The following is a 21,572-nucleotide window of genomic DNA, read 5'->3' on the forward strand; positions in this document are numbered from 1 at the left end:
CAAACGCCCGTAGGCGCGGCGGCGATCTGAAGCCGACCTTCAGCTCCCTTTTGCCTTCTTCTTGGCGGCACTCGTCGCAGTCCTGCGGACTCGCGAGCGTGGCGACGGCGCGCCAGCCGCCTGCACCCGATGCGCGCTGAGGATGGCGGGAATCAGGCCGGGGAAGCGCTGCTCGATTTCTGCGCAGCGGGTGGTGTTGTGCATTTCCACGCCGGCGCGTTCGCTGCGCACCAGGCCCGCCTCGCGCAGCACACGGAAGTGCTGCGACAGCGAGGATTTGGGGATGGTGCGGTCGCCGGCCTGCTGCAGGGCGGTGCAGGTCGCCGCGCAGTCCAGCCCCGCCAGCCTGGCGTAGATGGAGGCGCGCACGGGGTCGGACAGCGCGTGGAGGATGCCTTCCACGGTGACGTCGTCGATCGAGGGGTGGAACAGCGGTCGCATGGCGGCATTCTAGCCGCCCCTTGACCATTGTTCCATAGTTCATATATCTTGAACTACGGCATCAAGGAACCAGATCGTCCCCACCCCCACTCGCAGGAACCCACCCATGAGCAAGCTCCAAGGCAAGACCGCCCTCGTCACCGGCGCATCCAAGGGCATCGGCGCCGCCATCGCCAAGGCGCTCGCCGCCGAAGGCGCCGCCGTCGCCGTGAACTACGCCTCCAGCAAGGCCGGCGCCGACGCCGTGGTGGCGGAGATCACCGCCGCCGGCGGCAAGGCGTTCGCCGTGCAGGGCGACGTCGCCAACGCGGCCGGTGCACAGGCCATCGTCGCGCAGACGGTCGAGCGCTTCGGCGGTCTCGACATCCTGGTCAACAACTCCGGCGTCTACGAATTCGCGCCGATCGAGGAGGTCACCGAAGCCCACTACCGCAAGCAGTTCGACGTCAACGTGCTGGGCCTGCTGCTGACCACGCAGGCGGCGGCGAAGCACCTCGGCCAGGGCGCCAGCATCATCAACATCGGCTCGCTGGTCAGCCGCATCACGCCGCCCGCCTCGGCGGTGTACACCGCCACCAAGTCGGCGGTGGAGGGCATCACCGGCGCGCTCGCCCGCGAACTGGGCCCGCGCGGCATCCGCGTCAACGCGCTGAACCCGGGCCTGGTGGAGACCGAGGGCACGCACAGCGCCGGCTTCATCGGCTCCGACTTCCACAACCATGCCGCGTCGCAGACGCCGCTGGGCCGCATCGGCCAGCCGCGGGACATCGCCTCCATCGCGGTGTTCCTGGCGTCCGACGACGCCGGCTGGCTGACCGGCGAGAAGCTTTACGCCAGCGGCGGCATGCACTGAACCCTCCACGCGGCAACCGGCACATCCCCGGCATTCGCCATGCCGGGGATGTCTCCGCGCGGATGCCTTGACCGGACGGCGACCCTCCGGGCGGCCGCTTGCGCATTGCACAAGCGGCCGCCGGCGCAGGCGTGCTAGAAAGTCCGGAGCGCAGGCCGCCCGGCCTGCCCCCGCGGAGCATCGGCACCATGGCACGTCCCGCCGGCATGATCGGCTTCCATTCCAGTGCGCATGCCGCGCCGGCAATGGACGATCCGCGCTACACCGCCGCGGAGTTCCCCACCAACAAGCTGCTCTACCTGACGCAGCTCGCGGACGGCTGCGGCGTGGACACCCGCTCGTGGTTCGGCGGCCTGGCGCTGAACCGCGCGCAGATCGCCGACCCGGCACTGCGCGTGTCCTATCGCCAGGCCAGCCTGTTCGTGCACCGCGCGCTCACCGCGCTGGCCGCGGCGGGCGTGCCCGACGCCGGGCTGCGCATCGGCCGCGAGGGCACCATCGGCGGCTTCGGCCTGCTCGGGCTGGCGATGATGACCTCGCGCACGTTCGGCGAGGCGATGCTGGCCGGCATCGCGCACCACAAGATCTGCGGCTGCCTGCTCGACCTCGCGTTCGAGCCGGTGGACGGGCATGCCGTGGCGATGGTCGCGCTGCCGCTGTTCGACGACGCCAGCCTGCTGCCGTTCTTCTGCGAGGAGCTGTTCGCCAGCTCGACGCTGATCGCGCGCGAACTGGTCGGCGCCGAGCTGCGCCCGCTGCGCGTGGAACTGGCCTATCCGCGTCCGGAACACGCCGACGGATACGCGCAACTGTTCGGCTGCGAGCTGCGTTTCGACGCGCCGCGCTGCCGGCTGCTGATCGGCAGGGAATGGCTGGCCCATCCCCTGCCCGGCTACAACCCGCTCACCGCGAAACAGGCGCTGGCGCTGTGCGCGCAGCAGCGCACCGCGGACGGCGGCGAACCGCACCAGGAAATCGTCGCCGCGGTGGAACGCCTGCTGCGCGGCCTGCTGCGCCAGCAGCCCACGCTCACCGACGTGGCGCGCACGCTCAACCTCAGCGAACGCTCGCTGCGCCGCCGGCTCACCGAGAGCGGGCGCGTGTTCCGCGAGATCCACGATCGCGTGCGCGCCGAACGCGCGCTGCAGCTGCTGCAGGCCGGCACGCTTTCCGTGGCCGAGATCGGCGGCGAGGTCGGCTACAGCGACCCGCGCGAATTCCGCCGCGCGTTCAAGCGCTGGACCGGCATGGCGCCGCAGGAAGCCCGCCGCGCCGCGGCGTGATCGCCTCCCGGGGCCAATACTGGCCGCTCCGCCCCCCGTTCGCTGGCCGTTTTGCCCTCCCCCATGCCGCCGGATTGGGCGACAGTGGACGCATCCGCTGATGGCGTTCGAATGGGGAGTTCAACGATCATGCGCAAGACACTCGTCACCGTGGCGCTGGCCAGCGCGCTCGCCGCCTGCAGCAGCCAGCAGGCCCCCGCACCGCAGAACCAGACAGACGCCGGCTTCGAGGCGAAGCTGCAGGAACAGTTGCTGGACGCCAAGCCCGGCAGCGTGATCGACATTCCCGCCGGCCACTACCACCTGCAGCGCGGCCTCAGCCTGCGCACCGACGGCGTCACCATCAAGGGCGCCGGCAAGGACCAGACCGTGCTCTCGTTCAAGGGCCAGCTGGTCGGCCCCGAGGGGCTGCTGGTCAACGCCAACGACTTCACCATCGAGAACCTCACCATCGAGGACACCAAGGGCGATGCGCTGAAGATCAACCATGGCAGGAACATCACCATCCACGGCGTGCGCACGCAGTGGACCGACGGCTCGCAGACCGGCAACGGCCCCTACGGCATCTACCCGGTGAAGACGCAGAACGTGCTGATCGAGGATTCGGAAGCGATCGGCGCCTCCGACTCGGGCATCTACGTGGGCCAGTCCACCAACGTCATCGTGCGCAACAACCACGTGGAGCGGAACGTGGCCGGCATCGAGGTCGAGAACACGGTGGATGCCGACGTCTACGGCAACACCGCCACCGACAACTCCGGCGGCATCCTGGTGTTCAACATGCCCGACCTGCTGATGGAAGGCCACGGCACGCGCGTGTTCAAGAACCACGTGATCGCCAACAACCACGACAACTTCGCCGCGAACGGCTCGGCGGTGGCCAGCGTGCCGGCGGGTTCGGGCGTGGTGGTGAACTCCAACCCGAAGGTGGAGATCTTCGACAACGACATCGCCGACAACAAGACGGCGAACATCATCATCTCCAGCTTCTACTCCACCAACTACGCCAGCAAGACCGGCGTGGCGGCCGGTTACGACCCGTACCCGAAGGGCATCTTCGTCTACGGCAACCGCTTGAAGGGCGGCGGCGACTCGCCCAGCGGGCTGGACTTCAAGACGCTGAAGGTCGCGCTGTTCGGCATCAACGGCCACTTCCCCGACGTGCTGTGGGACGGCTACAGCGATCCGAAATTCACCGACAAGGCGCTGCCGCCGCAGGATCGCATCTGCATCCAGGACGTCAGCGGCGTGGTGAATGCCGACGGCCCCGACGGCTACAAGCACCCCAGCACCGACATGAGGCCGTTCCAGTGCACGCTAGCCAAGCTGCCGGCGGTGGTGCTGAGCCCCGAGCCGAAGCTCTGAGGGCGCGATGGTGAAGCTCGTGAAACGCACCGCGCTGCTGGCGCTGCTCCTGCTGGCCGGCTGCCACCGCGGCATGCCGCCGGCGGAATTCCATGCCGACGGCAAGCCGGCCAGGCTCAGCGACTGGCACATGGTCGAGGCCCGCGACGGCAAGCTGGAACTCAACGCCGGCGTGGTGCCGTACAACCTCAACACGCCACTGTTCACCGACTACGTGCACAAGCTGCGCACGATCTGGATGCCCAGGGGCATGGCGGCCAAGTACGACGCGAAAAACACCTTCGATTTCCCGGTCGGCACCGTCGTCACCAAGACCTTCTATTACCCGCGCGCCGCCGACGGCAAGTTCGGCGACGTGGCGCGCACGCTGGACTACTCCGGCGACTTCACCGGCCAGGACCTGAACCTCGCCAGCGTGCACCTGGTGGAAACGCGCCTGCTGGTGCGCCGCAAGGAAGGCTGGACGCCGTTCGTCTACGTGTGGAACCCGCAGCAGACCCAAGCCACCCTGGTGCGCACCGGCGACGTGCAGGCGCTCACCCTGGTCGATGCGCAGGACCGGCGCGAGGACTTCAACTACGTGGTGCCCGACGAAGGCCAGTGCGTGAACTGCCACGAGGCCGACATGATCGGCCGCAGCATCCTGCCGATCGGTCCCAAGGCGCGGAACCTCAACCGCGAATACGACTACGGCAACGGCCGCGAGAACCAGCTGGAACACCTGGTCGCGATGGGTTACCTGATGGACCTGCCCAGGCTGGCCGACGTGCCGAAGGCCGCCGACTGGCGCGACCCCAGCGCCTCGCTCGACGCGCGCGCACGCACCTGGCTCGACGTCAATTGCGCGATGTGCCACAACCCGCACGGCGAGGCCAGCGTCACCGGCTTCTCGCTCGGCCCCGACGTGCCGGAAGACCACCACCTCGGCATCTGCAAGTCGCCCGAGGCAGCCGGCCCGGCCACCGGCGGGCGCCTGTTCGACATCGTGCCTGGCAAGCCGGACGAGTCGATCATCATGAATCGCATCGGCTCCACCCGGCCCGGCACGATGATGCCGGAGATCGGCCGCAGCACCGTGGACCGCGAGGGCGAGGCGCTGATCCGCGCGTGGATTCTTTCGCTGAAGGGGAACTGCGACATCGTGCACTGAGCACCGTCGCGGAGGATGAAGACTTTCGGCGCGACCGGCGCGCCTTGCCTGACCAGGCCTGGGGAGAACGGGTATGACGATGCGCCAACGACCACTGTCCGCGGTAGTGCGCCAGATGCTGTACGGCGGCACCGCCCTGCTGCTGTGCGCCCCCTTGCCGGCGCTGGCCGACCAGGACGCCACGCCCGCGCAGAACACCACGCCCGCGAAATCCAGGCCCGACGACGCCAAGGCCCGGCAGCTCGGCGCGATCACCGTCACCGCGCAGAGCCGCGCGCAGGAAGTGCAGGACGTGCCGATCGCGCTGCAGATCGTCACCGCGAAGCAGGTCGACACGCTGGCCGCCACCGACATCAGCAAGATGGACATCTTCGTGCCCGGCCTGGTGGTGGGCGCCACCCAGCCCACCCAGCCATCTTTCGAATTGCGCGGCGTGCAGTCCTCCGGCAATTTCGGCATCGGCGTCGACCAGCCGGTAGGCGTGTACATCGACGGCGTCTACGCCGGCAGCACCGGCGGCGCGCTGCTGGCCTTCAACGACATGAAGCGCATCGAAGTGCTGAAGGGTCCGCAAGGCACCCTGTTCGGCCGCAACGCGGCGGGTGGCGCCATTTCCGTCGTCACCAACGAACCCAGCGACCATTTCGAGGCCGAGGGCAAGCTGCGTTTCGGCAACTACGGCGAGCGTTACGGCGACGCGCTGGTCAACATCCCGCTCAGCCGGGACGCGGCGGTACGCGTCAGCGTGATGGACAACCAGAGCGATGGCTGGGTGCAGGATGCCGCCACCGGCAAGCACTACGGCGTCAACGACGACTGGGGTACGCGCGTGGTGTACCGCTGGAACCTCACGCCCGATACCCGCGTGCTGCTGTCGTGGGATCACGAACAGCTCAAGCAGCCGCCGCATCCGGCGTTCGGGCTGATCCCGCTGTCGAGCGACACCAACCAGCGCGCGCCTTTCCCGGCCGATCCGGCCACCTTTCTCGACCCGTTGCACGCAGCGCTTTACAACGATGCGGTGAACGCCATCGAGAAGCGTCGCTTCGACGGCTCCACGCTCACCATCGACCACAGCTTCGGCTGGGGCAGCCTCACCTCCACCACCGCGTGGCGCAACTTCGACACGGTGAACCTGGGCGACTACGACGGCACCAACCACACCGTCGACTACCTCGAGACCGGCAACTACGAGCACAACAACAGCTGGTACCAGGAGTTCAAGCTGAGCGGCAACACCGACCTGATCGACTGGGTGGCCGGCACCAGCTGGTACAGCGAGCAGGGACGCCAGACCAGCGAGGCCGGCGTCACCACCGACAGCCTCGACACCCTGGCGCAGAACGTGATGGGCGTGGGCACCCCGCTCACCGACATCAGCAACGGACTGGCCGCGATGGGCGTGCCCTACACCCTGCTCGGCGACATGTGGCGCGAGCGCATCATGAACGACGAGAACTACAAGTCATGGGCGGTGTATGGCGACGTGATCTGGCACCTCAGCGACCGGCTCAACCTCACCACCGGCGTGCGTTTCACCCACGACCAGAAGAGTTTCAGCTGGTACAACCCGCCACGGGATGCGCCACAGTTCGATGCCACCGTGTTGGCGCTGAACAATGCCGGCATTACCGCGATGCTGCCGCCCGAGGCGCAGTACGCGCTGGCTGCGTTCGGCCAGAACGTCATCTTCACCCAGGGCACCGGCTCGCCGGTGGGCGTGCTGGTGAACGCCGACCGCAGCTGGACCGACGTCAGCCCCCGCGCCGTGCTCGACTACAAGTTCACGCCGAACGTCATGGGCTACGTCTCGGTGGCCAAGGGCTACCAGGCCGGCGGCTTCGGCTTCCAGCAGTTCAATTCGACCTATGCGCCCGAGACGGTGTGGAACTACGAGGCGGGCGTCAAGACGCTGTTCCCGGAAGCGAACCTGCTGCTCAACGGGTCGATCTACCACTACCGGTATCTCAACCAGCAGAGCCTGATCCTGTTCACCGACACCACCATCCCGCACTACGGCATCAGCAGCAGCAACGAGCAGGCCACCGGCGCGGAGCTGGAACTGCAGTGGCAGCCGATCGATGCGCTGCAGATCGGCTTCAATGCAGCCTATATCGACCAGACCTACCTCAACACCGTGCAGAACGGCATCGACGTCAGCGGCCAGCCCACCGGCGTGCCGAAGTATTCCTTCGCTGCCCACGCCAGCTACACCTGGCACGACGTGGCCAACGGCGACGTGAGCTTCAACTGGACCTACGGCTACCGCTCGAAGACGCGTTGCAACGCAGGGTCGCAATCGCAGGGCACCTGCCAGATAAGCCCCAGCTTCCCGGTCGGCACCGCGCAGAACCGCACGGACGTGCGGCTGGGCTGGGACGCGGCGCACGACCGCTGGGGCGTGGCCGTGTTCGCCAGCAACCTGTTCAACCATCGCTACGTGTACGGCGTGGACAATACCGCCGCACAGGTATTCGGCACCCCCTACGCCAACATCATGCCGCCGCGTACCTGGGGCGTGGAACTGCACGCGAAGCTCTAGGAAGGATCCGGACAACCCCATTGTCGTGCCACCCGCGCATGCGGGCGGCACGATGGAACCAGAGGCTCTCCACGCATGTCCGATCTCGACACCATCCTGCAGCGCATGCGCGACGCCCATGCGCGCGACCCGCTGCCGGAATGGCACGTACGCGCGCAGCGGCTGCGCAGGCTGGAGACGATGCTGCACGGGCGGCGCGAAGACATCGCCGCCGCGATCCATGCCGACTTCGGCAATCGCCCGGCGGAAGAAACCGAGCTGCTGGAAATCTTCCCCAGCCTGTCGGCGCTGCGCCACGCGCTGCGCCACGGCAGGCGCTGGATGCGGCCCAGGCGGCGCTTCGCCGACCTGCTGTTCCTGCCCGCACGCACCGAACTGCACCCGCAGCCGCTGGGCGTGGTCGGCATCATCGTGCCGTGGAACTACCCGCTCTACCTCGCGGTGGGGCCGCTGGTGGACGCCCTGGCCGCCGGCAACCGCGTGATGCTGAAGATGAGCGAGTTCACGCCGCGCTTCTCGGCCCTGTTCGCCGAACTGGTCGGCCGGCATTTCGCACCCGGCGAAGTGTCGGTGGTGAACGGCGACGCCGCGGTGGGCCAGGCCTTCGCCGCGCTGCCGTTCGACCACCTGCTGTTCACCGGCTCCACCGCGGTGGGCCACCACGTGATGCGCGCGGCCAGCGCCAACCTCACCCCGGTGACGCTGGAGCTGGGCGGCAAGTCACCCGCGATCGTCGGCCCCGGCGCGCGCATGCCGCACGCGGCGGAGCGCATCCTGTTCGGCAAGCTGGTCAACGCGGGGCAGACCTGCATCGCGCCCGACTACGTGCTGCTGCCGCGCGCGCGCATGGCGGAATTCGTCGCCGCCGCGCGCGCAGCGGTGGCTCGCCTGTATCCCGACCTGGCGCGCAATCCGCAATACGCCAGCATCGCCACCGAACGCCACTACGCGCGATTGTCTGCATTGCGCGATGACGCGCAGGCCGCCGGCGCCTCGATCGAATCCCTGGGCGACGCCGCGCCGGACGCCTCGCGCCGCCTGCTGCCGCCCGTGCTGCTCACGAACGTGCGCGACGACATGACGGTGATGCAGGAAGAAATCTTCGGGCCGCTGCTGCCATTGCTGCCCTACGACACGCTGGACGAGGCGATCGCCTACGTGGACACGCGCGCGCACCCGCTCGCGCTGTACCTGTTCGAGACGGACCCGTCGCTGATCGACCGCGTGCTCGCCCGCACCCATGCCGGCGGGGTCACCGTCAACGACACGCTGTACCACATTGCCCAGCACGGACTGCCGTTCGGCGGCGTGGGAGCCTCGGGCATGGGCGGCTACCACGGCGAGGCCGGCTTCCGCACCTTCTCGCACATCAAGCCGGTGTTCCGCCAGGCACGCTGGAACAGCGCCGGCCTGCTCAACCCGCCCTACCGCACGCGTTTCCGGCGCATGCTGGATCTCTTGCTCAAGCGCGGCTGATCGTGGGCATGAATTTTTGCGATCATCCCTGATCGCTTGAATCAAACGGGCGGCCGTCCATGGCCGCACTCTTCAGACATGAAAAAACCTCCCCGCTCGCGCGGGGAGGTTCGTTGGCGAGGCCTCGACGGAACCGGTCAGAACTTGTACTGCGCCGACAGGCTCAGCAGGTTGCCGTAGTCGTCGAAGCTGCCGGTCAGCACGTCGCCGGTCGCGCTGGTGGCGCCGTTCATCCCCGCATGGCTGACGAAGATGTGCGCGTACGCGGCGTTGATCTGGAAGTTCTCGGTCGCCTTGTAGCCGATGCCGAAGGTGGCCATGTGGCGTGCTCCGTCGGGCACGCGCGGGTCGCGGTTGTCGGCCGACATCGGCGCCTGGTCGATCGCCACGCCGGCGCGCAGGGTCAGCTTGTCGGTGGCGTAGTACTCGCCGCCCACCGAGGCGTACCAGGTGTTGCGCCAGTTGAACGGCAGCACGGTGGTCGGCTGCGCCGGGTTCGCGTAGTTCAGCGTGAGCTGGCGCATCACGCTCCACTGCGTCCAGGCCACGTCCATGCCGATGCCGAACTGCTGCTCCTGGTGCCAGTAGCTGAAGCTGGCGACGGCCGGATTGGTGAGGCGGGCCTTGCCGGTGGTGTGCTGGAACGGCGGGATGCTGCCGGACAACGCCGGATTGGCCAGCAGCAGGTCGTAGCCCGGCGTGGTGGTGAAATTCGCCGTGCCGTCGATGTCGTGGCTGATGCGCGAGCGGTAGTTCAGCGCCACGCGATCGTTCGCGGTCGGCTTCCAGTACGTGCCGATCTGCCAGCCCCAGGCCCAGTTGTTGCCCTTGACCTCGGCGTAGCCATCCGAGCCCGGCGGGGTCAGCGCAGCAACGCCGGCCGCGGCAGCCTGGCCCTGCGCCGCTGCGGCCTGGGCCATCGCAGCCGCCTGGGTCGCCGAAATCTGGCCGGCCGCGGCCGCCGCCTGGATCTGCGCGATGGCTGCAGCCGTCTGCGCGCCGATGCCCTGCTGGATGCCCAGGCCCACGCCATTGAAGTTGATCGCGTTGGTCAGGTCGGCATTGGTGCGCTCGGCGATCGCGCTGGCGCCGATGCTCCACTGGTCGTTGATCTTGAACGAGGCCGACAGCGTGGTGTCGTACGAGCGCAGCAGGGTCTTGACCGCGTCGTAGCGGCCCATCCAGTTGCGGTCGTACTCGGTCTGGAAACCGAACGGCACGTCGAACGCGATGCCGAGGTTCACGCGGTCGCTCACCTTGGTGGCGATGGCCAGCGCGGGCACCGGCAGCGTGGTGCCGGCGTCGCCGCCGTTGCCGCCGCTGATCGGGTTGCCCATCACGTCGTGCGCGCTGCCGCTGAACTTGGCGCTGAAGTTGACCGCGGTGATGTCGGCCTGCACGAAGGTGCCGTCGAGGTCACTCATCGCCGCCGGGTTGTTTTCCACCACCGACACGTCGCCGCCGGCCGTGGTGGAACCCGCGTAGGCGCGACCCAGGCCCTGGGCGCTGTTCTCCTTCAGCTGGAAGGCGCTGGCATGGGCCATGCCGGGCGCGACCAGGGCACCCGCGACGGCCACGCTGAGCGCAGCGAGCGCCAGCGGGCGGGAGGCGCTCGAGAGGGGGCGGAAAGACTTGTGCATCACGTGCTCCTGCGTATCGGGATGGGCGGTTCGCGCGCCGCACGAGTTCCACACGAAATTCATACGGGCGTTTAACATGCTTTCGCGGCACTGTGCCCGCTCGTCCCGGGTGTTGCAAGTGCTGGCGCAACAATCGCCGTTGCATCCGCCACGATAATGGCGGGCCCGCACCCGCGCATCGAGGAAACGTCCATGCAGTGCTTCGTCTACGCCAGTCGCCGCAAACCCGACACCTATCTGTGGCTGGCCGAACGCGACGGCTTTGGCGTGCTGCCCGAACCGCTGCGCGGCATGCTGGGCGTGCTGCGCTTCACGCTGGAGCTGCAGCTGGACGAACGGCGTCGCCTGCCGCGCGAGGATGCCAGGCAGGTGCTGGCGCATCTGCGCGAACGGGGCTGGCATCTGCAACTGCCGCCGGAGCACGCGCTGGCCGGCGCCAACCACCCCGCTTACGGCGCAGCGTTGCACGACGCCGCGCAAGACTGAGCATGTTGCGCCGCACGGCGCGATTCGCTGGCCGTCGCGTTAACGCGAGGTTACCGTCTGTGTCCATCACGATTCCTATACTGTGACGATGACCCAGACCAAATCGCGCCGACGCCCTCCGTTCCTGCAGGCCCTTGCCTGGTTCGTTCCCGGATTGATCGCCGTGGCGCTGGCCGGCCTGGTCGCCCACCCGCTGACCCTGATCCCGCTGCTGCTGGCGAACGCGCTGACCATGGCCGCGGTCTGCCACGCGACCGGCTTCGATCCCGAACCCAGCTTCGCGCGCACCGTGCTGCGCCGGGGTGCCGCGCACCTGGTGATGTTCACCGGCTACGCGGTGATCGTGTTCGTGCTGGTGGCGTGGCCGATGCTGGCACTGAGCCAGTCGCGCAGCCTCGCCGCCATGCTGGCCCTGGTCGCCACCCTGGTGCTGGCGCTGGCCGTGCTGTGGCGGCCGTGGCCCGCGTTCGGCCTGGTGTTCGTGTGGGACGACGCCTATCCGGCGCGGCACGACGGCTCGTGGATCTTCACCGCCACCCTGCGCAGCCTGATGTTCGGGCGCCACCTGGCGCGCGAGGAACGCTTCTTCAGCCACTTCCTGCCAGCCGCACTGGCCCTGCTGGTGCTGACCTGGGGCGCGATCGCGCTGAGCGGGCTATACGGCATGCTGCCATCGGAAATCCGCATCGCCGCGCTGGCGTTGTACGGCGTGCTGCTGCTGCCGCTGGGTTGCCTGGTCGTGGCCAACCGTACGTTGCGCACCCTGCTGTGCGCGCAGCACGACCGCCATCGCCGGCGCTCCGGACATGCCGATGCAGCAGCGGGCGCCAGGCCTGCCGCGCCACCCGCCGCCGCACCGCTGAGCGAACAGGAGCGCACCGCCGGCACGCCCGAGCAGGCCGCCGCCCTGCTCGCCGCCACCCGCGACGGCGACATCGAACGCGCGCTGGCCCTGGTCGAGGCCGGCGCCGACCCGGCCACCGCGCCGTCCGCCGGCGACCGCGACCAGCGCCCGGTGCTGATGCTCGCCGCGCTGCTGCCGGACACCCGCCTGCTGCGCGCGTTGATCGCCAAGGGCGCCGACGTCAACCGCGCCAGCGGCGGGCTCACCCCGCTGCTCGCCGCCACCCGCGACAGCCTGCATGGCCGCGCCGAAGCGGTGATGACCCTGCTCGCCAACGGCGCCAACCCGCTCGCCGCCGACACCGAAGGCCGCACCGCCCTGCATGGCGCCGTGCTCAGCGAGGAACCGATGGTGGCGGCGATGCTGCTGGACGCCGGCGCACCGATCAACGCGCTGGACCAGGCCGGCGCCAGCCCGCTGGCGGTGGCCTGCCGCGCCGCGAACTGGCCGCTGGCGAAGTTCCTGCTGGAGCGCGGCGCCAAGCCCGCGCCGGCCAATGGCGAGCCGGCCCTGGTCGCCGCCGCCGGCATCGCCGACGACGATCCCGCCGGCGTGAAGCTGCTGCTCAAGCACCGCGCCGCGGTGAACGCGGTGGACGCGCGCCGCCGTGGCGCGCTGATCGCCGCCGCCGCCGAAGGCCACGAACAAATTGCCCGCGTGCTGTGCGCCGCCGGCGCCGACGTCACGCTGGCCGACCGCCACGGCAGCACCGCGCTGATGGAAGCCGCGCGCGCCGGCGCGGTGGGCATCGTGCAGCGGCTGGCCGAGGCGCAGCCCGACGCGCGCGCCCGCGACAACCACGGCCGCGATGCGCTCACCCTGGCCTGCCAGTCGCCGCGCGCGCACACCGACACCGTGCGTGCCCTGCTTGCGCTGGGCGCCGAGCCGAAGGCGCCCGGCAGCGACGGCCGCAGCGCGCTCGACCACGCCGCCGCCGCCGGCCGCTGGGATCTGGTCGCCCTGCTCGACCCGGAAACCCCGCTGCCGGCCAGCCTCGGCGACGCGGCGATCGCCTCCGGCGCCGACACCCCGGCGCACCTGCTCGACGCGTTGCGCTTCGGCCACTGGGCGATCGTCTCCGGCTTCGCGGCGCGCGTGCGCGACTGGCCGCAGGCGCAACTGGCCCAGCTCTACCTCGAACTCGCCCAGCCCGGGCAGAGCCAGGCACGGCGCTGGCTGCTGGACCACGGCCTCGATCCCGAGGCGCGCCTCGCCGCGCAGCAGCCCGACGACGAGCATGGCGACGAAACCGTCGTCGGCCCCGATGAGCGCGCCACGCTGCCGCCGCTGGGTCGCCGCCTGTTCGACGCGCTGCTGCTGCAGCTGCCGGCCGCCACCGAGGCGGTGGAGGACCTGCTGGAGGCCGGCACCACGCCGGCCGGCGCCGGCCTGCTCGCCCAGGCGCTGCAGCGCCTCGGCGGTTCGGCGCAGGGTGCCGCGCTGCCGCTGGCCCTGCTCGAGCGCGGCGCCGATCCGTTCGGCCCCGATGCGCGCGAGCGCACGCCGCTGCAACTGGCCGCGGTGAACGGTCACGCCGAACTGCTGCAGGCCCTGCTGGCGCGCGGCTGCAACCCGAATGGCCGTGACCGCGACGGTCGCACGCCGCTGTTCGCCGCGCTGGAACATGGCGAAGCCGCGCTGCCGATGGTGCGCGCGCTGATCGCCCATGGCGCCGATGCCGAAGCCGCCGATGCCAACGGCGAAACACCGCTGGGCCTGGCGCTGGAACATCCCGCCATCGAACGCTGGCTGGACTGGGGCGCGTGGCCGCGACCGCATCGCCCGCTGCGTGCCGACGACCTGCCCGCCGCGGCGCAGGCCGGCGCGCTGGTCGCGGTGCAGCGCCTGCTGGAACTGGGCTTCGCGGTGGACACCGTCGATGCGCATGGCGCCAGCGCGCTGCTGCATGCCTGCGGCGCGGGCCATCGCGAGATCGCCGCCTGCCTGCTCGATGCCGGCGCCGATGGCGCGCTGGCCGCGGCGAACGGCATCACCCCGCTGGCCGCCGCCGTCGCCGGCGGCCGCGAAAGCACGGTGGCGCTGCTGCTGGAACGCAAGGCCGACGTCGACCAGCGCCTGCCGAACCAGAGCACCGCGCTGATGGTGGCCGCCGCGATGGGCCGCCCCGAACTGGCCGAAGCGCTGCTCGTCGCGGGCGCCGACGTCAACGCCGTCGATGCGCGCGGCCACAGCGCACTGCATGCCGCCGCGCAATACGGCTTCGAGCACAACGACAGCCTGCGTGCGCGGCGCCTGCTCGACGCGCTGCTCAGGCACGGCGCCAACGTCAACCACGCCGACGGCGAGGGCAAGACCGCGCTGCTGCTGCTGCTCGGCGCCCAGCTGCGCCCCGGCGGCGACTGCGACGCCACCCATCTCGGCGCGCTGGTGCCGGTGCTGCTGGAAGCCGGCGCCGACGTGGCGCATGCCGACCAGCGCGGCGTCACCGCGCTGCATGCCTGCGCGATGCACGCGCTGCTGCCGCCGGCCCGCGTGCTGCTGTCGCGCGGCGCCGACCGTGCCGCCGCCGACGCGTTCGGCCGCACCGCGGCCGACGTGGCGCGCCAGCTCGGCTACGTGGACATCGCCCACGAATTCGCGGTGCGCGCCAGCGCGATCCCCAGCGTGCGGCAGACCCTGCGCCAGCCGGCCCAGCCGGCGGAGTGACGGCCTGACCGGCGTCAGGCCACCGCCCGCCAGCGCGCCTGGCGCGGCGGCAGGCCGCGCCAGGCACCGGCGACCTGCTCCACGCTGAGCGCATCCACCCGCTTGCCGTGCGGTGCGCCGCCCAGCACCCTCACCACGCCGCCCGGTGCGGCGCGCGGTGCACGCTGCGCGGGCGACGCGCCACCGGACATCACCACCAGCGGGCAGCCCTCCGCGGCAGCAAGATGCGCCGGCCCCGTGTCCACCGAGATCATGCTGTGCGCGCAGCCCAGCAAGGCCTTGAGGCGCGCCAGCGGCAGCTCGTCGGCGAGCGACAGCACGGCTTCGCTGGCCGCGATGGCGCGGATGCCGTCCAGATAGCCGGCCTCCTGCGGACTGCCGCACAGCAGCACGCGCGCCGAGGGCAGCGTCTCCAGGATCGTCCAGGCCAGCGCCGCCCAGCACTGCACCGGCCACGCCTTGTCGTCATTCCTGATCGCGCGCAGCCCGCTCCAGCGCTTGGTGTGCTTGCCGGCCGGCTGCAGCAGCACCAGCGGGCGGCCATGCAGGCCGTGCGCGTGCAGCCAGCGCTCACAGTCCGACCGCGCCGCCGCATCGACCTGCAGTTGCGGCGCGGCACCGGGATCGACCGTCAGCGCATCGCAGCGGCCACGGAACACGGACGGCGTGCAGTCGCCGAAACGCAGCAGGTGGTCGACCCAGTGCTCGTGCTCCCGGATCGGCAGGTCGGCCAGATACGTCCGCTGTGCCGCCGGCACGCCCGCCAGGGCGAGCATGCGCCGGATCCGCAGCAGCGCATGCGGGCACGGCTCGCACACGTAGACCGGCGCCTCGCGCCGTTCGCGCAGCCAGCCGATCGCGCGCCAGCGTTCGCGGCTGAGCAGCAGCGGCCGGCGCGGCGCCCGCAAGGCGAGCACCTCGGCCACCTCGGGCTGCCCGGCGTACAGCTCCGCCGGCCACGTCCCGGTCGCGAGCAGGTCGCACGGCTCGCCGTAGCGCTGCCGCAGCTTGTGCAGCAGCGGCTGCAGCAGCACGGTGTCGCCGAGGTTGCCGAAGCGGATGACGAGCGGATGCGGCGCATGGGGCATATCCAGCGCAACGCTGCATGCCATGCACCGTTGACGGCAGGAAGTTGCGGCCGGAGGAACGCCCCGGTCCTCGCCGGGCCCGGCGACCAGGCACGATCGGACGGATCAGTCCGCGCTGGTCAGCGGCGTGTCCGGATTGCGCTCGCGTGCCGCCTGCGCCTGCGGCTCGGCGTCGGCCTCGAACAGCTTGTCCAGCTCGGCCAGCGCTTCCTTCGTGGTCTGCACCAGCTTGGCCTCGTCGTCGTAGACCAGGTATTGCGCCTTGATCAGCTCGGCGTCCTGGCGGCGGAAGCGTTCCACCCGGTCCATCGCACGTTCGGGCGTCAGGCCCAATGCAATCAGCGCCTGCTTGGTCATCTTGAGGCTGGAGTACAGCGTCTCGCGGATCGGCTCGTCCACGCCGAGGTCCATCAGCCGCCACACGTGCTGGCGGTTGCGCGCGCGCGCCACGATCTTCAGGTGCGGATACATGCGCCGCACCACGCGCGCCACGTGCAGGCTGGATTCGGGGTCATCGCTGGCCAGCACGAACACCTCGGCCTTGTCCGCCTGCGCCGCACGCAGCAGTTCGGGCCGCGCGGGGTCGCCGTAGAAGATGTCGTTCCAGCGACCGAAGCGGCGTACCAGGTCCATCTGCTCGACCGAGTGGTCCAGCGCCACGAACGGGATGCCTTCCGCGCGCAGGATGCGCGCCACGATCTGCCCCATGCGGCCGTAGCCGGCCAGGATCACCCGCGGCGAGTGCGCCACGATGGTGTCGAAGTCGCGCGCCGGCTTGCGCACCTTGTGCGCGCCCAGCAGCTTCGCCAGCCCCGCCACCAGCAACGGCGTCAACGCCATCGACAGGGTGATCGCCAGCACCAGCAGGTTGTGCTGGCGCGCGCTGAGCAGGCCCTGCTCGCCGGCGAGCTTGAGCACCACGAAGGCGAACTCGCCGCCGCAGGCCAGCAGCACGGCGAGGCGCAGCGCGTCGCCGCGCTCCAGGCCGCCCACGATGCGCCCCAGCGGCCACAGCAGCGCGCCCTTCAGCAGCAGCAGCGCGGCCACCAGCCCCAGCACCAGCAGGGGCGCACGCAGCAACAGCGAGATGTCCATCGACATGCCCACGCTGATGAAGAACAGCCCCAGCAGCAGCCCCTTGAACGGCTCGATGTTGGATTCCAGCTCGTGGCGGTATTCCGAATCGGCGAGCAGCACGCCGGCGAGGAAGGCGCCCAGCGTCACCGACACGCCGGCCACTTCCATCAGCAGCGCCACCCCCATCACCACCAGCAGCGCGGTGGCGGTGGACACCTCCACCGCGTCGGCCTTCGCCACGAAGCGGAACACCGGCCGCAACAGGTAGCGACCGCCCACCACCACGGCCACGATCACGCCCACCGTGCGCAGCGCACCCATCAGGTCGAAACCATGGCTGGCCGTGCTGCTGGTCAGCAGCGGCACCGCGGCGATCAGCGGGATCGCCGCCAGGTCCTGGAACAGCAGGATCGCGAACGCCTGCCGCCCGTAGGCCGTACCGGCCTCCTTGCGCTCGCCGAGGATCTGCAGACCGAACGCGGTGGACGACAGCGCCAGGCTGCCGCCCACGATCAGCGCCGCACCCGGCGTGAAGCCCAGCAGCCACCACGCGGTCACGCCGATCACCGCGCTGGTGGCCAGCACCTGCAGCAGGCCGGTGCCGAACACCGAGCGGCGCATCACCCACAGGCGCTGTGGCGACAGTTCGAGGCCGATCACGAACAGCATCAGCACCACGCCGAACTCGGAGATCGCGGCCACGCCCCCGGTATCGCCCACCAGGCGCAGCGCCTGCGGCCCGATCGCCATGCCGGCCAGCAGGTAGCCCAGCACCGAGCCCAGCCGGAAGCGCTTGGTCAGCGGCACCGCGACCACCGTGGCCAGCAGGAACACCACCGCAACCTGCAGGAAATGATGGCTGTCCACGTGCACTCCGGTCCGTTCGCGAGTACCGATTATTCCACGCGCCCGCATTCACCGGCTGTGCTGCCACGCAAGTCCGTGGCGTGGGATGATCCACGACCATGAAAGTCCTCGCCGCCATCGCCACCGCCGCATTCGCCCTGGGCTGCACCGTCCCCGCACGTGCGCACGACAGCCTTCCCGTCTACGGCTACCGTGTGGTGCACAGCTACCCGCACGATCCGCAGGCCTACACCGAGGGCCTGCTGTATCTGGACGGCCATCTCTACGAGAGCACCGGCCAGGTGGGCAGCTCCAGCGTGCGCAAGGTGGAGCTCGCCACCGGCAAGGTGCTGCAGCAGTCGCCCACGCCCTGGCCGGACTACGGCGAGGGCATCGCGGTGTGGAAGGACACGCTGATCCAGCTCAGCTGGCGCAACCACGAGGGCTTCATCTACGACCTCGCCACGCTGAAGCCGCAGGCGCGCTTCCCCTACGAGGGCGAAGGCTGGGCGCTCGCCAGCGACGGCAAGCAGCTCTACATGAGCGACGGCACGCCGACCATCCGCATCCTCGATCCCGCCACGCTGAAGCAGACCGGCCGGATCGACGTGACCGCCGACGGCCAGCCGCTCGCGAACATCAACGAGCTGGAATGGGTGAAGGGCCAGATCTGGGCCAACGTGTGGCTCACCACGCGCATCGCGCGCATCGACCCGGCCAGCGGCAAGGTGGTGGGCTGGATCGACCTCGCCGGCCTCGTGCCGCCCGCCGACACGCTGGCCGATCCCGTCAACGATGTGCTCAACGGTATTGCGTACGACGCGCAGCAGGACCGCCTGTTCGTCACCGGCAAGTGCTGGCCGAAGCTCTACGAGATCAGGCTGACCGGGCCGAAGCGCACACGTTGACGCCACGGCGCTGCCCGGGCCGCGAACCGGCGGCGGCACTCGCCCGGGAAAGTCCGCAACGCGGGGCAGGCTTTCTCCGGCCCGCCCGCTCGCGGCATGCGCTGCTGCAACGCCACGCGACGCGCCTTGCCGTCGGGTTCACGCGGCGCGGATGCGGTACATCGCGCTGGCGTGCGGCTGCAACTTGACCGAGATGCTGCCGTCGCCGTCGCGATCGCCGTGCAGCCACAGGTCACGCAGGCTGTAGCGACCCGGTCTCAGGCCGATCTCGGCCGGCGCCACGTGGACATCCTGGGCGCCGCCGGTTTCGTTGAACACGACCACGGCGCGGCTGCCGTCCTCGAGCGGCTTGACGATGACGTGGATGCCGTTGGCGTCGCGCACCTGGTGCCCCTGCACGCCGAGCGGGTCCTGGTCGACGGCGATGACTTCCCTGTTGAGCAGTATCTTCAACGCCGCCGGCTTGATCGTGCGCAGGTCGGTGCCGATCAGCAGGGGCGACGCCATGATGGCCCACAGGCTGAAGTGGCTGCGGTATTCGACATCGGTCATGCCGCCATTGCCGACCTCGAGCATGTCCGGGTCGTTCCAGTGCCCCGGGCTTGCGTAGCGATCGAGCAGCACGTTCTGCCTGAAGACCTTCAGCATCGACATATAGTTGTCGCTGATGTCGCCGGTAGTGCGCCAGGACTGGGCGTCCACCGGCGGCTTGCCCGCCCACAGCCACGGCTTGTTCTCGCCCCATTCGCACACGCTGAAGAAGATCGGCCGGCCGGTCGCGCGCAGCGCGCTGGCCATCGCGGTGTAGCGCTGCAGGGCAGGAATCTTCCGGTTGTTGCAGTTGTCGTACTTGAGGTAGTCCACACCCCACGCGGCGAAGCTCGCGGCATCCTGCTTCTCGTGCCCGAGGCCGCCGGGGAAGCCGCGGTTCTCTTGCAGCGGCTCGCAGGTGGAGGTGCCGGCGCTGGAATAGACGCCGAACTTCAGGCCGCGGGAATGGATGTAGTCGGCCAGCGCCTTCATCCCGCTGGGGAAGCGCCTGGGGTTGGCCTGCAGCCTGCCGTTCTTGTCGCGTTGCCAGTTCGCCCAGCAATCGTCGACGTTGACATAGCGGTAGCCGGCATCGCGCAGGCCCAGGCTGACGATCTTGTCCGCGATGCCGCGGATCATCTGCTCGTTGAATTCATCGCGGCAATGGGTGGAGTTCCAGTTGTTGAAGCCCATCTGCGGCACGGCGCCGAGCCGCTCCGGCGCGCCTGCGGAGGCTTGCAACGACACCCCGAGGAGCAGCACGGGCAGCAAGGCGATCTTCGCGACGAGCAGGTTCACGCGTTTCATGGACAGATCCTCCGGGAGGTGGAATTCCGAACTGCTGCGGCAGACATGCCTGCGACGAGTGGCCGTGCCCGGACTGTCGGACCCGGACAGGACGGCCACTGAGCCGCCCGTCATCGATCAGCGGTCGTGCCGAATGAACCCGCTCCGCCACGAGCCACTCCGCACGCGACGCGAACGATCATCATATAAACATACAATATTTTGCCGAGTCGTGCGGAAGCATCCCGCATGCGCCGGCGGCGCGTGGCCCAGGCCCGGCAAGTGCCACCCGAAGCCGCCCGGATACCTGTGGAGAACGGGCCACGCCTGCCCCATTGATCCGGTCCGCCAATGGTTTCATTCGGCGTCCTTCGACTCCGCTCCGCTGCGCGCAGGACGACCGGTGGACGCAACGCATGCGGGCCGGACCAACAGGCGAAAGCACGCCGATCGTTCGCATCCACGCTTCGGCGAGTGCCAGCCAAGGCCGTGCCGGATCAGCCTGGCCAGGCCGAAGCGCGACCACCGATGAGACGCGGGACCGCCGTCAGCGCATGGCGAGCGTCCGCACGATGATGCGCGCCAGCTGGGCCACGGCCGGCGCGGGCTCCGCCTCGGCGCGATGCAGCGACAGGCCCAGCATCGGCAGCGCGGGCAGTCCGGCCTCCTTCGCACCCGGCGCGCGCACGCTGGCGGGCAGGCCCAGCGGCGTGCGCACGCTCACGCCCAGCCCCGCGCTCACCGCGGCCCAGGTACCGGCGAGGCTGGCGCTGCTGAAGGCGATGCGCCAGGCGATGCCGGCGCGATCCAGCGCCTCGATCGCGGCGCTGCGCAGCAGGCAGGGCGGCTCCAGTACCGCCAGCGGCAAGGGTTCGCCACGCCGGTACAGCTTCGACGCCGGCGCATCGGCCGCGACTATCCAGCGCATCGGCCAGCGCCCCACGCGCTCCGCATGCGGGCTGCCCGCACCGGCTTCCCAGGCCAGCGCCAGGTCGAGCCGGCCCTTGTTCACGCCGTCGAGCAGCTCCGTGTTGCGTGCGATGCGCGCCTCGATGCGCAACCGCGGATGCGCCCGTGCGAAACGGCCCAGCACCGCGGGCAGCAGGCTTTCGCCGAAGTCCTCCTGCAGGCCCAGCCGCACACGGCCTTCCAGCTCCGCGCCGCGGATCGCCGCGGCGGCCTCGTCGTTCAACTCCAGCAGGCGCCGCGCGTAGCCCAGCATCGTTTCGCCCGCCTCGGTGAGCGCCATGCCGCGGCCGGCCCTGCGCAACAGCGGCGCGCCGGCCTGCTGCTCCAGCTTCTTCAACTGCGCGCTCACCGCCGAGGTGGAGCGGTTCAGCCGTTCCGCCGCCTGCGCGAAACTGCCCAGCTCGATGCCGGTGGCGAAGCTGCGCAGGGTGTCGATGTCGAAGTTGACGCGGGGCACGGCCATCATCCTTGTTTTCGGGATGCTTGATTCGGATTTTCCCGATTTTCAGGATCATCATGAATCGCTATCGTGGCTGGCGTCAAACCCGCCCGGAGACTGC

15 protein-coding genes are annotated in these 21,572 nt (G+C 70.0%); 9 read left to right on the top strand and 6 right to left on the bottom strand.

Features of this window, described 5'->3' with window-relative positions; translation table 11 throughout:
• Positions 1 to 39: 39 nt before the first annotated feature.
• Complete coding sequence (locus ABQJ56_RS00805; protein WP_367843086.1) at positions 40 to 441, bottom strand: ArsR/SmtB family transcription factor; 402 nt, start codon at positions 439 to 441, stop codon at positions 40 to 42.
• 106 nt (positions 442 to 547) lie between these two features.
• Between ABQJ56_RS00805 and ABQJ56_RS00810 the strand changes: the two genes are divergently transcribed.
• From ABQJ56_RS00810 to ABQJ56_RS00835, 6 genes are all read left to right on the top strand, one after another.
• A complete protein-coding gene (locus ABQJ56_RS00810) occupies positions 548 to 1,294 on the top strand; it encodes a glucose 1-dehydrogenase (protein WP_367843087.1) in 747 nt (248 codons plus the stop codon).
• A 188-nt stretch (positions 1,295 to 1,482) separates the two neighbouring features.
• Entirely contained in the window at positions 1,483 to 2,577 is a 1,095-nt protein-coding gene (locus ABQJ56_RS00815) for an AraC family transcriptional regulator (RefSeq protein WP_367843088.1), read from the top strand.
• A 129-nt stretch (positions 2,578 to 2,706) separates the two neighbouring features.
• Positions 2,707 to 3,942: a parallel beta-helix domain-containing protein gene (locus tag ABQJ56_RS00820; protein WP_367843089.1), complete on the top strand. Its 1,236-nt coding sequence runs from the start codon at positions 2,707 to 2,709 to the stop codon at positions 3,940 to 3,942.
• A gap of 19 nt (positions 3,943 to 3,961) precedes the next feature.
• A complete protein-coding gene (locus ABQJ56_RS00825; protein ID WP_367843090.1) occupies positions 3,962 to 5,092 on the top strand; it encodes an SO2930 family diheme c-type cytochrome in 1,131 nt (376 codons plus the stop codon).
• Between the two features lie 79 nt (positions 5,093 to 5,171).
• Positions 5,172 to 7,634 carry a TonB-dependent receptor gene (locus ABQJ56_RS00830; RefSeq protein ID WP_367843091.1) on the top strand — a complete coding sequence of 821 codons (2,463 nt, stop codon included), beginning with the start codon at positions 5,172 to 5,174 and terminating at the stop codon, positions 7,632 to 7,634.
• A 75-nt stretch (positions 7,635 to 7,709) separates the two neighbouring features.
• A complete protein-coding gene (locus ABQJ56_RS00835; RefSeq protein ID WP_367843092.1) occupies positions 7,710 to 9,110 on the top strand; it encodes a coniferyl aldehyde dehydrogenase in 1,401 nt (466 codons plus the stop codon).
• 137 nt (positions 9,111 to 9,247) lie between these two features.
• Here ABQJ56_RS00835 and ABQJ56_RS00840 read toward each other — a convergent pair whose 3' ends face one another.
• Positions 9,248 to 10,750: an OmpP1/FadL family transporter gene (locus ABQJ56_RS00840; RefSeq protein WP_367843093.1), complete on the bottom strand. Its 1,503-nt coding sequence runs from the start codon at positions 10,748 to 10,750 to the stop codon at positions 9,248 to 9,250.
• Positions 10,751 to 10,942: 192 nt separating this feature from the next.
• On the opposite strand from ABQJ56_RS00840, the gene ABQJ56_RS00845 reads away from it, so the two are divergent.
• Complete coding sequence (locus ABQJ56_RS00845) at positions 10,943 to 11,236, top strand: YcgL domain-containing protein (protein WP_367843094.1); 294 nt, start codon at positions 10,943 to 10,945, stop codon at positions 11,234 to 11,236.
• An 88-nt stretch (positions 11,237 to 11,324) separates the two neighbouring features.
• Entirely contained in the window at positions 11,325 to 14,807 is a 3,483-nt protein-coding gene (locus tag ABQJ56_RS00850) for an ankyrin repeat domain-containing protein (RefSeq protein ID WP_367843095.1), read from the top strand.
• A gap of 14 nt (positions 14,808 to 14,821) precedes the next feature.
• Here ABQJ56_RS00850 and ABQJ56_RS00855 read toward each other — a convergent pair whose 3' ends face one another.
• Positions 14,822 to 15,919 (bottom strand): glycosyltransferase family 9 protein, encoded by a 1,098-nt coding sequence (locus ABQJ56_RS00855; RefSeq protein ID WP_367843096.1) that lies wholly within the window; start codon positions 15,917 to 15,919, stop codon positions 14,822 to 14,824.
• Positions 15,920 to 16,000: 81 nt separating this feature from the next.
• Positions 16,001 to 17,839, bottom strand: a complete 1,839-nt coding sequence (locus ABQJ56_RS00860) for a monovalent cation:proton antiporter-2 (CPA2) family protein (RefSeq protein WP_367843097.1) — start codon at positions 17,837 to 17,839, stop codon at positions 16,001 to 16,003.
• A 98-nt stretch (positions 17,840 to 17,937) separates the two neighbouring features.
• Between ABQJ56_RS00860 and ABQJ56_RS00865 the strand changes: the two genes are divergently transcribed.
• Positions 17,938 to 18,726, top strand: a complete 789-nt coding sequence (locus tag ABQJ56_RS00865) for a glutaminyl-peptide cyclotransferase (RefSeq protein ID WP_367843098.1) — start codon at positions 17,938 to 17,940, stop codon at positions 18,724 to 18,726.
• Positions 18,727 to 18,864: 138 nt separating this feature from the next.
• Here the strand turns inward: ABQJ56_RS00865 and ABQJ56_RS00870 are convergent, their stop codons facing one another.
• Complete coding sequence (locus ABQJ56_RS00870; RefSeq protein ID WP_367843099.1) at positions 18,865 to 20,064, bottom strand: glycoside hydrolase family 27 protein; 1,200 nt, start codon at positions 20,062 to 20,064, stop codon at positions 18,865 to 18,867.
• A 526-nt stretch (positions 20,065 to 20,590) separates the two neighbouring features.
• The gene (locus ABQJ56_RS00875) at positions 20,591 to 21,475 is read right to left on the bottom strand and encodes a LysR substrate-binding domain-containing protein (protein WP_367843329.1); all 885 of its coding nucleotides are present in this window, start codon (positions 21,473 to 21,475) and stop codon (positions 20,591 to 20,593) included.
• Between the last annotated feature and the right edge of the window lie 97 nt (positions 21,476 to 21,572).

The sequence above is a fragment of the Rhodanobacter geophilus genome (genome assembly GCF_040812275.1).
Classification (GTDB): Bacteria; Pseudomonadota; Gammaproteobacteria; order Xanthomonadales; family Rhodanobacteraceae; genus Rhodanobacter_A; species Rhodanobacter_A geophilus.